This window comes from Enterococcus quebecensis (genome assembly GCF_001730365.1).
GTDB lineage: Bacteria > Bacillota > Bacilli > Lactobacillales > Enterococcaceae > Enterococcus_L > Enterococcus_L quebecensis.
The window spans coordinates 248,023-262,292 of record NZ_MIKB01000012.1; the positions used below are offsets into that span (position 1 = coordinate 248,023).

The 14,270-nt window shown below is 32.7% G+C and carries 13 protein-coding genes; all 13 read left to right on the plus strand.

Annotated features, from left to right (window positions below; all coding sequences use genetic code 11):
- The 13 genes from BCR23_RS05590 (at window position 1) to BCR23_RS05650 (ending at window position 14,163) form a co-directional block, all read left to right on the plus strand.
- Window positions 1–1,251: a glycosyltransferase family 4 protein gene (locus tag BCR23_RS05590; protein WP_069634491.1), complete on the plus strand. Its 1,251-nt coding sequence runs from the start codon at window positions 1–3 to the stop codon at window positions 1,249–1,251.
- Between the two features lie 246 nt (window positions 1,252–1,497).
- Window positions 1,498–2,292, plus strand: a complete 795-nt coding sequence (locus BCR23_RS05595; protein ID WP_069634492.1) for a glycosyltransferase family 2 protein — start codon at window positions 1,498–1,500, stop codon at window positions 2,290–2,292.
- 21 nt (window positions 2,293–2,313) lie between these two features.
- Entirely contained in the window at window positions 2,314–3,042 is a 729-nt protein-coding gene (locus BCR23_RS05600; RefSeq protein WP_069634493.1) for a glycosyltransferase family 2 protein, read from the plus strand.
- A 2-nt stretch (window positions 3,043–3,044) separates the two neighbouring features.
- Window positions 3,045–3,395 (plus strand): DUF2304 domain-containing protein, encoded by a 351-nt coding sequence (locus tag BCR23_RS05605; protein WP_069634494.1) that lies wholly within the window; start codon window positions 3,045–3,047, stop codon window positions 3,393–3,395.
- 3 nt (window positions 3,396–3,398) lie between these two features.
- Window positions 3,399–4,499 carry a glycosyltransferase gene (locus BCR23_RS05610; protein WP_069634495.1) on the plus strand — a complete coding sequence of 367 codons (1,101 nt, stop codon included), beginning with the start codon at window positions 3,399–3,401 and terminating at the stop codon, window positions 4,497–4,499.
- Window positions 4,492–5,493, plus strand: a complete 1,002-nt coding sequence (locus BCR23_RS05615) for a glycosyltransferase family 2 protein (protein ID WP_069634496.1) — start codon at window positions 4,492–4,494, stop codon at window positions 5,491–5,493. Before BCR23_RS05610 ends, BCR23_RS05615 begins: the two co-directional genes overlap by 8 nt.
- A gap of 172 nt (window positions 5,494–5,665) precedes the next feature.
- A complete protein-coding gene (locus BCR23_RS05620) occupies window positions 5,666–7,105 on the plus strand; it encodes a lipopolysaccharide biosynthesis protein (RefSeq protein ID WP_069634497.1) in 1,440 nt (479 codons plus the stop codon).
- 814 nt (window positions 7,106–7,919) lie between these two features.
- Window positions 7,920–8,660, plus strand: coding sequence for a glycerophosphodiester phosphodiesterase (locus BCR23_RS05625; protein WP_069634498.1), 741 nt, complete (start codon window positions 7,920–7,922; stop codon window positions 8,658–8,660).
- 5 nt (window positions 8,661–8,665) lie between these two features.
- The gene (gene miaA / locus BCR23_RS05630) at window positions 8,666–9,586 is read left to right on the plus strand and encodes a tRNA (adenosine(37)-N6)-dimethylallyltransferase MiaA (RefSeq protein ID WP_069634499.1); all 921 of its coding nucleotides are present in this window, start codon (window positions 8,666–8,668) and stop codon (window positions 9,584–9,586) included.
- Window positions 9,587–9,589: 3 nt separating this feature from the next.
- Window positions 9,590–10,828 carry a GTPase HflX gene (gene hflX / locus BCR23_RS05635; protein WP_069634500.1) on the plus strand — a complete coding sequence of 413 codons (1,239 nt, stop codon included), beginning with the start codon at window positions 9,590–9,592 and terminating at the stop codon, window positions 10,826–10,828.
- Between the two features lie 339 nt (window positions 10,829–11,167).
- Window positions 11,168–11,551, plus strand: coding sequence for a MerR family transcriptional regulator (locus BCR23_RS05640; RefSeq protein WP_069634501.1), 384 nt, complete (start codon window positions 11,168–11,170; stop codon window positions 11,549–11,551).
- Window positions 11,552–11,594: 43 nt separating this feature from the next.
- Complete coding sequence (gene glnA / locus BCR23_RS05645) at window positions 11,595–12,935, plus strand: type I glutamate--ammonia ligase (RefSeq protein WP_069634502.1); 1,341 nt, start codon at window positions 11,595–11,597, stop codon at window positions 12,933–12,935.
- 124 nt (window positions 12,936–13,059) lie between these two features.
- Entirely contained in the window at window positions 13,060–14,163 is a 1,104-nt protein-coding gene (locus BCR23_RS05650; RefSeq protein ID WP_083241895.1) for a DUF3114 domain-containing protein, read from the plus strand.
- Window positions 14,164–14,270 lie beyond the last annotated feature (107 nt).

Consider the following 14,270-nt stretch of genomic DNA (forward strand, 5'->3'; position numbering starts at 1 on the left):
ATGAAAACAATTCTCTTTATTTCACCAACAGGTACATTAGATAATGGAGCAGAAGTATCAATTTTTAATTTAATGAAATTTTTGGCTTTTGAAGGGTATAAAGTGATAAACATTGCCCCAACTCAACAAAAAGTCACTGAGAATGACTATTCAAAACGTTTTACTGATTGTGGTATTGACTGTGTTTTAATTAATAGTCAACGCTGGTGGTGGGAAGATGCACCTGGGCACTTATTTGGAACGGAAGCTGAGAGAGCTGCTTCGTATAGGTCAGCTATTAAAAAAATAGCGGATGTAATTGAAGAAAATGAAGTTGATATTGTTATTAGCAATACAGTGAATATCTTTCAAGGCGCTGTAGCAGCAGCAATAATGAATACACCACATTTTTGGTTAATTCATGAATTTCCGGATAATGAATTTTCTTATTATATTAATAAGTTAGATTTCATTGATGATTATTCTGCTGAAATTTTTGCAGTTAATGGTCAATTAAGTGAGAAAATAACAGAATTGTTTCCTGAGAGAGAAATAAAATCTTTCTCCCCATATACGGAAATTGAAACAATAAAGCCGAAAATTGGAAATAAACAAAGAATCGTATCTATCGGGAGAATATCTGAAAGAAAAAATCAACTTGAACTTATTCAAGCATTTGAAAAGATGAATCGCTCAGATGTAGAACTTGTTTTTATTGGTGGATGGGACGAAACGTATAAAAAAGAATGTACGGCTCATATCAAAGAGTCTCGCTTAAAAAATATTTCATTCTTGGGAAATATGGAAAACCCTTGGGAATATATAACGGATAAAGATATCTGTGTATTTCCTTCTGCAATGGAAACGTTCGGTTTAGTTTATGTTGAAGCTTTGTTAAATGGTATTCCTGTCATTTTATCTGATAATCCGGGACATTCTTCTGCCTATGAAATGTTTAAATTTGGACAAATGTATGAAACTGGTAATATAGATCAATTGACTTCTGTAATTGAAACGACATTAGAAAACTTTAAACAGGTTCAAGAAGATGCGCTAGTTTTTGTATCAGAAGCAAAAAATATCTATGAAGTTTCAGTTGTTTATAGTGAAATTATTGAGGAAATAAATAGTAATAAACACTATCAAGATAATTCGGTTCGGCATATCGGCAATCTATTAACTATAGATGAAAATAAGAGTAAGTTATCACGATTAGAATTTAAAATTCGTCAAAAGTTACAAAGGATCCGTTACCGAATATTTCGTAAATAACAAACAGTCATTTTTTTAGAGTCTCTTTTTCTTAGCACATTAATTAAAGATACTCATTATTCTGCGAAGCAATAATTGCGCTGAATAATGAGTGTTTGCTAAGCAAACTTGAATATCACAATTTTAAATAGTACAATACAATTAAGTTATCTGCGACCAAACTGATCAAATTTCGGATGGTGATAACTTAATTTTTTTCTTTGTATTAATTATTTTATTAGCTAATGGCGATAAGAAAGGAACAGTATGGAAAAGTTAAAACATACTTTTATGATATGTGCTTATGGAGAATCTCCTTATTTGAAAGCTTGCATTGAGTCTTGTGTTAGTCAAACGCTTGTAGAAGCTGGTGTATCACAAGTACAGTTGTATACAAGTACACCAAATGAGTATATCGAACAATTATGTAAAGAATATAATATTTCAATATTTACGCTTCAAGGTGGAGGCATTGGTAAAGATTGGAATAATGCGTTATCGTTTGTTGAAACAAACTATGCAACGATTGCGCATCAAGATGATGTATATGTTTCTGACTACGGGGAAGCGGTGTTTGAAGCTTTTGAAAAACAAAAACAGTGTAATATTGTTTTTACTGACTATAGTGAGATAGATAACGAAGGAAACTTAAGAAAAAGAAATATTAATTTATATATTAAAACATTTGGGCTTCATATGTTATCTATTTTACCATTTAAATGGTACCAAAGAAGAATTTATGCTTTTGGTAATTTTATTTCTTGTCCAGCAGTGTCCTATAACATGGATAGATTAAAAGACTTCAAATTTGATGAAACCCTTAAGATGACATTAGATTGGGATGCTTGGGAGAGAATCATGAAAAAAGAGGGGCATATTAAGTATATTTCTAAAAAATTGATGTTTCATCGAATACATGAAGATTCTGAAACAACGAATAATACAATTGATAAAACGAGGGAAATCGAAGAGCAAGTATTGTTTGAACGATATTGGGGAAAAAGTATATCTAAACTTATAATGAAGTTTTATACATTTAATCAGAAATCAAACAATACGTAATCAACTTTTGGGGACGGTAAAATGAAAACTAATAAAATCTTATTGATCATTCCAGCGTATAATGAAGCTGATGGAATTGTGGATGTAATAAAAAAAGTAGAAGAATATAGACAAGCATGTCCTTATAACCTTGATTATGTTGTAATTAATGATGGTTCTACGGATAATGAAGAAGAAGTTTTACGGCAAAATAATATTAACCATATTGAACTTGTCTACAATTTAGGTATCGGTGGTGCTGTTCAAACTGGATATAAGTACGCACTTAATGAAGGCTATGATATTGCGGTTCAATTTGATGGTGATGGTCAACATGATATTTATTCTCTATCTAAACTAATCGATCCAATCATCGAAAATCAAACTGATTTTACTGTAGGATCAAGATTTGTTTTAGATAGTGATTCAGAATTCAAATCCTCAGGTGCTAGACAATTAGGTATTAAAATTTTGTCTAGTTTAATACGAATATTGACAGGTGTGAATATTAAAGATGTCACAAGTGGGTACAGAGCGGGAAATAGAAAAATAATTCAGCAATTCGTAGATAGATACCCAAGCAAGTATCCTGAACCTGAAAGTTATATGTATCTGATAGCTAATAAACATAGAATTAAAGAAGTCGGTGTCAAAATGTTTGAACGAGAAACTGGAAAGTCTAGTATTAATATTATAAATTCTGTTAGTTACATGGTTAATGTTTCATTATCGATTTTAATTGCGTCATTAATAGATAAGGAGGGAGTTTAGTAATGCCGTTTCAATTACAAATTTTAGCAGTTATCATAGCGATTGTTTTTTTTACGTCTACTGTCCACTTGACTCGCAAAGGTCACGCTGAAGTGCGTCAAATGAATAAATGGCTTTTCTTAGGGATTATTATGATACTTGGTGCATTGTTCCCGCCAATAGGAAATACAGTGGCTAAATTTTTAGGAATTACAACATTAACGTCATTAGCTCTTTTCTTATTAACTGGAATTCTCTTGTTTTTCTCTTTGGTTACGCAAATTACACTAATTAATACAGAAAAACAATTAAGAGTACTGACACAAGAATTATCACTTTTAAAGAAGAAGATGAATGAAACAGAAGAGGATTAGTTTATGAATGGAATATACTTATCACAAGATTTAACACATGCATATGGCATCTTAGAAAAAATTAATAAGCAATTAAATGAGTTTGAAAAAAATGGTTTTCATATGACTAGACAAATTAATGGAAAAAGGAATATTTTTCATTTATTAAGAAATCTAGTTCCATTTTTCTCTGAACAATACTTTAATACTAAAACTATAAACTGGAAAAATTTTGATTTTGTGTACATAAGAAAAGGTGCTGTATTAGATAAGAGTGTTGTTAGATTAGTAAAAAAAGCAAAAACACTTAATCCTAATATAATCGTAATCCTTGAAGTTCCCACATATCCTTATATGGATGAATTTAATGGCTTAGTTAAATTTGACATTATGATGAAGGAGAAATTGTGGACAGGAAAATTAACAAAATATGTTGATCGTGTAGTTACTTATTCAGACGATCAAAAAATTTTTGGAATAGAATGTCTCAATATTTCTAATGCCTATGAATTTTCAGGTTTAAATATTGGGAGTGAAAAAAAAGATCAATCAATTAATTTATTAGGTGTAGCAACACTTTGTTTTTATCATGGCTATGATCGGCTTATTGAAGGTTTACATAAGTATTACGCCAATAACCTAAATAAAACTGAAATCACTTTTACGCTTATAGGGGATGGACCTGTTTTAAAAAAATATCAAAAGATGGTTACAGATTATCAACTTGAACATGTAGTTCATTTGGAAGGTAGAAAACAGCTTTCTGAACTTACTTCCTTTTATCAAGCAGCAGATATTGGTGTGGATTCTCTGGCAAGACATCGTTCAGGTGTTTCTTACAATAGTAGTTTAAAGGGAAAAGAGTACCTTGCAAAGGGTCTGCCGATTATTTCTGGTGTAAAGACAGACTTGGATGAGCGAAATTTACCTTTTTATTATAGGGTTTCTAGTGATGACACAGCAATAGAAATTTCTGATATTGAAAATTGGTATAAAAATCTTTTGAAAGACAAAACTAAAAAACAGCTTTCGGAGGAAATCTATCTTTACGGGAAAAATAATTTTACTTTTGATAAAACATTTTCTCCCGTAATTGCCTATTTGAAAGGAGCTATCGATGAGTGAACTAGTTAGTATTATTGTCCCTATTTATAATGTGGAAAATTATTTATTAGAATGTTTGGAAAGTCTAATTTCTCAAACGTATAAGAATATTGAAATTCTCTTGATTGATGATGGATCAACGGATCAATCAAGAATAATTGCCCAAAAATTTTGTGATGATCATCCAGAGAATAATATTCAATTGATTGTAAAAGAAAATGGTGGACAATCTAGTGCGAGAAACGTTGGGATTCAACATGCCAATGGGACGTATTTTATTTTTGTTGATAGTGATGATTTAATATCCTCAACTCATGTAGAAGTTCTTTATAAAGCAGTGAGTGAAATGGATGTAAAAATTGCTATGGGTAAATTCTCTAAAAAAATAGAAGACTTGTCTAATAATTTGTCAGTGGAAATGACCTCATTAAAAGGTGATTTTTTATCACTAGTAGAAAAGCTATATGCGTCAGATTATCATGCTGTATCGGCTTCAGGAAAAATCTATCATCATACGCTTATTGATCATGTCAAATTTCATGAAGGAATTATCTATGAAGATGGTATTTTTTTCTATGAAATAATTGATCAAATTGATGAGATTATTCTTGTAGATACTGTTTGTTATTATTATAGAACTACGATGAATTCAACTTTAACTTCAAAGATAAGTCAAAAAAACTTTGATATCCTAAAAAAGAATGAACTTACATTACTCTTTTTTGAAGAACATCATCCCGAAGCATTAAAGCATTTTTATCAAAAGGCTATGAATGTAAATGATTTTCTTGCTGTTAAATGTGTGGAAGATCAAACAGATTTATCAAAAGACTTGATGAAGAGATTGTATCTTCAAAATAAAACTTACTCAAAACTTTTTTTTCCAAGAAAAGTTGTCTATTCAACATGGTTCGTCTATTCTTCTTTTATTTTATTAGTTAGTAAAATGTATAAAACAAATCAAATTGATAAAGAAACGCTCATCAAAAAATTGATTAGAAAGATTACTAAATGAGTTTTTTATAAAAGGATAACATCGATCGGAACGTTACTAATTTCTTCAATATTGTAATTTGATAGTTTTGTTCGGTTAGAGATTGATTCTTCAATTTCTGAGTTTTCAGTATTTGTATGTTAATATTTTTTAGAGTGGCTTTAAATTATAATAAGGGAATGGTTTTCATAAAATGAATAATACTTTTCGCATAGGTATGATATTTACAGCTCTGGGTCAGTATAGTGTAATATTAATTCAATTACTGATTAATATTATTCTATCTAGACTAATTGCAGTGGAAGAATTTGGAATAGCAGCAAATGCTCAAGTTTATTTATTATTTTTTCAAATGATAGCTTCTGCTGGAATAGGTCCGGCGATTATTCAACGAAAGGAATTGAATGAGAAGGACTACGGAATACTATTTAATTACACTGTGTTATTTTCAATTTTTTTAACACTTATTTTTGGACTATCAGGTAATTTAGTAGCTCATATATATCATAACGATGTTTATAAGACATTATTTTGGTCAATGTCGTTAATCGTATTTTGTGAAGGAATAAATGCTGTTCCTAGGGCTATTTTAAATAAGAGTTTGCGCTTTAGGGCATTGAATTTACGTTTGTTTTTTTCTAGTTTTATTGGGGCTATTTTGGGTATTTCAGCTGCTTTTGCTGGATTTGGCATATATGCTTTAGTTATTTGCAGTGTTATACCAGCAATAGTTTCATTGGTGTTAAATTTTTCTGCAGTAAAAATTCAATTCACTAGAAGTTTAAGCATCAAACCTTTTTTATCTATTCTAGCATTTACAAGAAACCAATTATTTTTCACTATTTTTAATTACCTTTCAAGAAATTCAGATAATTTATTAGTAGGAAAATTTTTAGGTCCAGTTCCTATTGCTAATTATCAAAAAAGCTATCAACTACTTACGATGCCCACTACGGTGTTTTTGGGGGTTATAACACCTGTATTGCAACCAATACTTTCACAACATCAGGATAATGTAAAACTAATTAGAGAAACCTTTTTCAAAATTATTCGTGTATTAGCTTTAATTGCTTTTCCCTTAACTGTTTTTATGATGTTAAATGCAAAGGAAATAATCTTTTTACTTTTTGGTTCACGATGGTACGGTGCAGTGATTCCATTTTCTATTTTATCATTTAGTCTCTGGGCTCAAATGCTAAATGCTGTAACGAGTAGTATATTTATGGCGAGAAATCATTCTAATAAGCTACTAATAAGTGGAATCATCTCTATTTTAATAATGATTCCTAGTATAGTAGTTGGTGTGAGCCTTGGAACGATTATCTATGTTTCTATTTTTGTATGCCTTGCTAATCTTGTTAATTTTACTGTATCTTATTGGTTATTAATGACTAAAGTTTTAGATGGCAGACTACAAGATGCATTGAAACAGCTGATTATTCCTGCTTTTATAGGTATATTAGTAGCAATAGTTGTTTTCATAACAAATCCTTTCCTAAGTTTCTCTAGTCTATTTTTTACGTTACTAGTTAGAGGGATAGTTTGGCTAGGAGTAGTATTTATTTGTATGTCTATTTTTGGTGAAATTAAGGTAATCAAGACTTTATTTATGTCAGAAAAAAATAAACGCTAATTCTCAGAGAGAAATCAAGACTATACAATCGAATCATGAATTAAAATAAACCTTATAAGATTTATCAGTGGATTTTTAAATATTTATTGATGAATCTTGTAAGGTTTGTTCTTTGTAATGAAGAAATAGTTTAGGTTGATTTTCTAGATAGAGATTTGGTTTTAGCGCGATAAATACAGATAATATCTTGATAGAAAATGGGACAGCAACATGTTCTGATAAAGTACAAACTGAAACATCTAAAAAATGCTCAAAGTGTAGATTTAATAGTTTCAGTTTATCATTATAGACATAACACTTTGATATCAGGAGCTTAAGCAAAAATGGCATAGTTTGTAAGCAATGACAAATGTCTTAGGTCTTTCTAAAGAAACGGTTATAGTATAAGGTATTGAAGAATCTATTATGAGAATTGATTCTCTACATATGAACAAAGTGGCATTCAAAAATAAATTGAATAGATCTGGGGATGGAAAAGCTATTTACTTTTTGTTAAAAAGTTGACTAGATGTTCTAGGGGCTATTTTAAATACGAGTCTATTTGGCGAGTTACACAATATCCTTTTTACCTATAGTTTCTCAAAATTGGAATAGTGACTTTTCTTCATGGTGATAGCTATCAAATTTTTATTTTCCACGAAATACCCATCCAAGGAGAAAGTGAATTAAATTAATGTTTATTAGCCTTAGAGTGAAATTCATCTAGGGTTTTCTGTTTAGATGGAAAAGTATAGAGATTTAAAATGCTAATCCTTTTAATTGTTTGATACTCATCGTTATGAGTGATACAATAATTTCGATCGGAGAGACAACTATGACAAAAATAATCGCCCACCGTGGCAGCAAAGGAACCCACCCAGAAAATACGTTAGCAGCTTTTAAAGAAGCCATTCATATTGGTGCGGATGGAATAGAGTTGGATGTACATTTATCAAAAGATAATGAGTTGATCGTGATTCATGATGAAACTGTTGACCGTACGACAAATGGGCATGGTGAAGTGAACCGTTTAACACTAGAAGAGTTGAAACAGTTAGATGCTGGTAGTTGGTTTGAAATAAATCCAATGTTTCAGGAAATACCCACTTTAGTAGAAGTGTTGTTGTTATTAAAAAAAGAGAATTTTCAAGGTCTATTGAATATTGAAATTAAAACAGATAAGATACATTACGAAGGGATCGAAGCGTTAATCGTTCAACTAATGAAATCACAGCAATGGACGTTTGATTACATGTATTCAAGCTTTAATTTTAAGAGTTTGGAGATCATTTGGGAAATCGAGAAGAGTCAGAAAATTGCTTCGATATTTGAAATGTCAGATAGTGATGAACAACGAGCGCTTGAATCAACATTTATTGAAGGGATTCATCCTAACATCAATTGGGTGCTAAAGCATGAAGATAAATTGATAGATTTTCCAAAAGCAATTCGCCCTTGGACTGTAAATAATGAGGAACAGATGATCTTTTGTTTTAACCATCAATTAGCAGGGATTCATACAGATTTTCCAGGTAAAGCATTGCAAATACGTGAGCTGATACAGAATAAAGGATGAATAGATTGAAAAAAGTACTAGTAATTGTAGGGCCAACAGCAGTTGGAAAAACAGCATTAAGCATTAAATTAGCTAAGAAATTAAATGGAGAAATTATTAGCGGGGATTCAATGCAAGTATACAAAGGGTTAGACATTGGTACGGCAAAAGTGACAGAAGAAGAACGTGATGGGATTGTACACCATTTGATCGATTGTCGAGACGTATCTGAGACATACTCTGCAGCCGATTTTCAAAAAGAAGGGCGTCTAGCTATCGATTCTATTGTAAAAAAAGGTAAATTACCGATCGTTGTAGGTGGTACGGGACTCTATGTTCAAGCGTTACTTTATGATTTTGAACTTGGTTCTCAAGATGAATCGACAGAAATTAGGGATAAGTATCGGCAATTTGCTGAAGCCAATGGCAATCAGCAGTTATGGGAGTTACTTCAGGAAAAAGATCCTCAAGCAGCTGAAAGTATCCATTTTAATAACCAAGTAAAAGTGATTCGAGCGCTGGAAGTTTTTGATAAAACGGGCCATAGTATTTTAGCACCTAAAAAAGCGCCTAAGCAACTTTATGATTACCTTCTGATTGGCTTAGAAACAGATCGTGGACTGTTGTATGATCGAATCAATACTCGTGTAGATCTAATGATTGAACAAGGCTTGTTAAATGAAGCTGGCTTGCTTCATCAAAGACAAACGCAACAATCGATTCAAGGAATTGGCTATAAGGAATTTTTCCCTTATTTTGAAGGGAGAGAAACGTTAGAAGAAGCAATTGAACAAGTAAAGCAAAATTCAAGAAGATACGCAAAAAGGCAGCTGACGTGGTTTAGAAATCGTATGAATGCTAGCTGGTGGGATTTAGTGCAAACGCCTGAAACTATTTTAGAATTAGAAAAGGAAATAGAGGATTGGCTGTATTCTTCGGAAGGATAAAAGATGAATAAAATAGTAGAGAAAGTCATTTTAGTAGGTGTAGAAACAGAGGATAATTACACTCGATTTGAAGGCTCAATGAAAGAATTGAAAAATTTGACTAAAACAGCACAGGGAGAAGTAGTCTTTTCTCTAACACAAAAACGTCCCCGCATAGACCGACAGACTGTGATTGGCAAAGGGAAGGTAGAAGAGTTGATTCAGCTAGTCGATGCTTATGAAGCAGATATTGTTATTTTTAACCATGAACTGACACCAAGACAAAATCAATTAATTGTTGAAGCAGTGGGTGTGAAAGTCATCGACCGAGTACAATTGATTTTGGATATTTTTGCAATGAGGGCTCGCTCAAAAGAAGGTAAATTACAAGTTGAGTTGGCACAGTTGAATTATCTTTTACCTCGTTTGATTGGTCAAGGGAAACAATTATCTCGTTTAGGCGGTGGAATCGGTACAAGAGGACCTGGAGAGACTAAGCTAGAATCAGATCGTCGACATATTCGTAATAAAATCACCGCAATCAGACGTGAGTTAAAAGAAGTAACCGCTCATCGTGAGAGAAGTAGACAGAAACGTCGATCTTCTGATGTCTTTCAAATTGGTTTGATTGGTTATACAAATGCGGGGAAATCGACAATTTTGAATTTACTTACAACAGCTGGGACATATTCAGAAGATCAATTATTTGCGACGCTAGATCCTTTAACAAAGAAATGGCAACTTCCGCAAGGGATGGTTGTGACGATTACTGATACTGTTGGGTTTATTCAAGATCTTCCAACGCAGTTAATTGAAGCTTTCCAATCAACTTTGGAAGAAAGTCGAAGTATGGATTTATTATTGCATGTAGTGGATGCGAGTGCTGAAGAACGTATGCAACATGAACAAACGGTTGTTGAGTTACTGAATGATCTGGATTTAGAGCAGATCCCAGTGCTAACAGTTTATAATAAAAGTGATCAAATTGATGAAGATGAATTTACACCAACCTTATTTCCAAATGTATTGGTTTGTGCTAAAAGTACTTTGGGAAAAGATGAGCTTACAAAAGCTGTTAGAGAAAAAATGATGGAGTTGTTGGTTCCTTACGAACTGGATATACCTTCAGATCAAGGACAGTTATTAAGTGAACTAACACGACATACATTACTTTTATCTGAAATTTTTGATGAAGATCAAAACGTTTATCATGTTAAGGGATTTGCTAAAAATGGGTCAAGGTGGACAAATTCTTCGCAATGATAATACCAGACAAGAGATTGGTACAAAGATAGTTAAAAAGCGGTTGGGACAGTAGCGTTATACATCTTCTCCAACCATATATCCGAAGTTAGGGTATCAGACAAAAGTGATTTTCACTCTTGTCTGATACCCTTTTAGTTTTTATAAATGTGAGAATTCATCACAGAAATAATAATTTATGATAAAAGATGTTAGGAAATTATTCCAAAATTGTCTAGAATCGTTAAATTTTAGAATAAAAATAGAAAAAAGGTTTTTATGTCAGAAAACCTAACATAAATCGTTGACAATAGAAAAAAGTATTGATATTCTATACCTAATAAAGAGAGGGGGGTGGATATGAGAGAGAAAGAACTGAGAAGATCCATGTCGGTTTTTCCAATTGGTACAGTTATGAAACTGACTGATTTATCAGCACGCCAAATACGTTATTATGAAGAGCAAGATTTGATTCATCCAGAAAGAAGTGAAGGTAATCGACGTATGTATTCACTGAATGACATTGACGTCTTGTTGGAAATCAAAGATTATTTGTCTGATGGTCTAAATATGGCAGGCATCAAACGTGTTTATGAAATGAAGCTAGAAGAACAAATCCATGCTCAAGAATCAAGCAAACCGCTGACAGATGAAGATGTTCGGAAAATTTTATATGATGAACTTATTTCTCAAGGTGGACTTACTCAACAAAATCCATTCCAATCTAGAGGACCGAAATTATAATCGTTGAGATTTATACAAAAAATGAAGGACGTGAAGGAAGAAAATGACGAAAAAACAAAACACAGTAGAAGATATCAAACAAATTGCCGATGAAGAAAATGTTCGGTTTTTACGATTAATGTTTACGGATATTATGGGAACAATCAAAAATGTGGAAGTTCCAGTAAGCCAGTTAGATAAAGTGTTAAGCAATAAAATGATGTTTGATGGCTCTTCTATTGAAGGTTTTGTGAGGATTGAAGAAAGTGACATGTATTTATACCCAGATATCTCTACATGGATGATTTTTCCTTGGGAGAGCTCTCATGGAAAGGTTGCTCGTTTGATTTGTGATATTTATAATCCGGATGGGACTCCGTTTGCAGGGGATCCCCGTGGTAATTTGAAACGTGCGCTTGCAGATATGGAAGAGCTAGGTTTTACTTCATTTAATTTAGGCCCTGAGCCAGAATTTTTCTTATTCAAATTAGATGAAGATGGTAAAATCACCACGGATTTAAATGATCGCGGCGGTTACTTTGATTTTGCACCAACAGATTTGGGTGAAAATTGTCGTAGAGATATTGTCCTTGAGCTGGAAAGTCTAGGTTTTGAAGTGGAAGCTTCTCATCATGAAGTAGCACCAGGACAACATGAAATTGATTTTAAATATGCAGATGTGATTGAAGCTTGCGACAATATTCAAACATTTAAGTTAGTGGTCAAAACGATTGCTCGTAAACATGGCTTACATGCGACCTTTATGCCAAAACCGTTATACGGTATCAGTGGTTCAGGAATGCATTGCAATATGTCCTTATTTAAAGGCGACGAGAATGTCTTTTATGACGAAGACGGTCCAATGCAATTGAGCCAAACTGCCTATCATTTTCTTGGAGGACTATTGAAACACGCTCGTGCCTATACTGCGGTTTGTAATCCTACCGTTAACTCATATAAACGTCTAGTACCAGGGTATGAAGCGCCAGTTTACGTTGCGTGGAGTGGTCGAAATCGTTCGCCGCTTGTACGTGTGCCGGAATCACGAGGACTATCAACTCGCTTAGAGTTGCGTTCAGTTGATCCTTCAGCAAATCCTTATCTTTCAATGGCTGTTCTTTTACAAGCCGGTTTAGACGGAATTAAAAACGAAATTGTACCTCCAGAAGCCGTTGACCGCAATATTTATGTGATGAACGAAGAAGAACGTAAAGACGCGCAAATCCATGATTTACCTTCAACCCTTCATAATGCCATCAAAGAATTACGTAAAAATGAAGTGATGATCGATGCACTAGGCGGTCATATCTATGCAAACTTTGTTGAAGCAAAACGGATGGAATGGGCTGCTTTTCGTCAAACTGTTTCTGAGTGGGAAAGAGAACAGTACTTGGAATTATATTAATTAGTGAGTATAGACAAACCTGAAAATGGTTTGTCTATTTTTCTGTTTTTAATACATATGAATAGTGTGAATTTAATGGAAAAGCATGTATAGTAGAGTTTAAATGGACACTAAGGAGAAAAACATGGAAGAGTCAATTTTTTGTACAGCGATTTTTGAAAGAATAGAAAGACCTATTGGATTACCCAATTCTAAATTTAATGAATATAAAAAAACAGTTTTACAACAGGTACAAAATCTTGAAAGGGATGGCTGGGATCAAGTGGCTCTTTTGGTGTACATAGATCAATTAAATAGACAAAAAAATACCAATATCAAAAAGCAAACGAAACGACCAATCAATGACTATCTAGATGTTTTCTTCGTTGGTTCTGATAGCTACACAGAGATGTTTATAACTAGTCAGCTTTCTAAAAAAGAAAAAGTCATGCTAGTCATCCGTCATTTAGGTGGCTATCTTGACGATGAAGGAGATTTACAGCTTTCAACCGAGGCGAGATACAAATTTCATCCTCAAATGTCTCCAGGTGCTGTTTTTTTAGACATTTACTCAAAAACTGTGCAACAAGCATATCCTAATGGTTTGATAGTAGCTAAAAAAGATAAAAAATTATCAAAGATAGCAATCAAAAAGAAATATGCAGATGAAACTAAAATTCATCAATTTAGACATCAACTTGATAAACACAACATCGAATATGTGGAAGCATACAAAAAGAGGTTTGGTCTGAAAAATGATGAAGAAGCAATAAAAATGATTCTTAAGGATCATTGGTTCTATGCTGATCCTCAATACCATAATCGAGCCCAAATAGGAATAGATATCTTAGATACAGACTTAGATAAAGGCAAAAGGACTCTTACAAACAAAGGACTATTTAAGAAAGTCAGGAAAGAAGGCTTTTACCGAAAGATTCTTTCTGGAGATTACCATAGTGAATTTATCATAGATGAACAAGGGCAGTTATTAAGTCAGTGGACAAAAAGCATTCGAACGAATGAATATTGGGAAAGTACTATCACAAATGGTGAAAGTTTTAATTATGGGGAGCGTCCAAGATTTGATCAATATTACACTCATGACAAATTAGATGGCGTTCCACCCCGATATTTTGATACCAACAAACGAAATGAGCTCAAACAAAGTTGGATAGCTCCGACAGATAATTGGTTTTACCAGCTTCTTAGAAGAATGTCGGAAAAGGGATTACGTTACAAAAGAAAATAGCTGACAGGTAAAAATCGCTTTTATTTTGAAAGTGAAAGGGTAGATAATTTATAAGTTTGTGAAAAAATGTCACAACTTGTTTCAAATTTTCCTTGATTCCGTTATAA

Coding starts and splice junctions, on each gene's coding strand:
- BCR23_RS05640 (WP_069634501.1), top strand. CDS start 11,168: ATGAGAGAGAAAGAACTGAGAAGATCCATGTCGGTTTTTCCAATTGGT.
- BCR23_RS05615 (WP_069634496.1), top strand. CDS start 4,492: ATGAGTGAACTAGTTAGTATTATTGTCCCTATTTATAATGTGGAAAAT.
- BCR23_RS05595 (WP_069634492.1), top strand. CDS start 1,498: ATGGAAAAGTTAAAACATACTTTTATGATATGTGCTTATGGAGAATCT.
- BCR23_RS05590 (WP_069634491.1), top strand. CDS start 1: ATGAAAACAATTCTCTTTATTTCACCAACAGGTACATTAGATAATGGA.
- BCR23_RS05600 (WP_069634493.1), top strand. CDS start 2,314: ATGAAAACTAATAAAATCTTATTGATCATTCCAGCGTATAATGAAGCT.
- BCR23_RS05620 (WP_069634497.1), top strand. CDS start 5,666: ATGAATAATACTTTTCGCATAGGTATGATATTTACAGCTCTGGGTCAG.
- BCR23_RS05650 (WP_083241895.1), top strand. CDS start 13,060: ATGGAAGAGTCAATTTTTTGTACAGCGATTTTTGAAAGAATAGAAAGA.
- BCR23_RS05625 (WP_069634498.1), top strand. CDS start 7,920: ATGACAAAAATAATCGCCCACCGTGGCAGCAAAGGAACCCACCCAGAA.
- hflX (WP_069634500.1), top strand. CDS start 9,590: ATGAATAAAATAGTAGAGAAAGTCATTTTAGTAGGTGTAGAAACAGAG.
- BCR23_RS05605 (WP_069634494.1), top strand. CDS start 3,045: ATGCCGTTTCAATTACAAATTTTAGCAGTTATCATAGCGATTGTTTTT.
- BCR23_RS05610 (WP_069634495.1), top strand. CDS start 3,399: ATGAATGGAATATACTTATCACAAGATTTAACACATGCATATGGCATC.
- glnA (WP_069634502.1), top strand. CDS start 11,595: ATGACGAAAAAACAAAACACAGTAGAAGATATCAAACAAATTGCCGAT.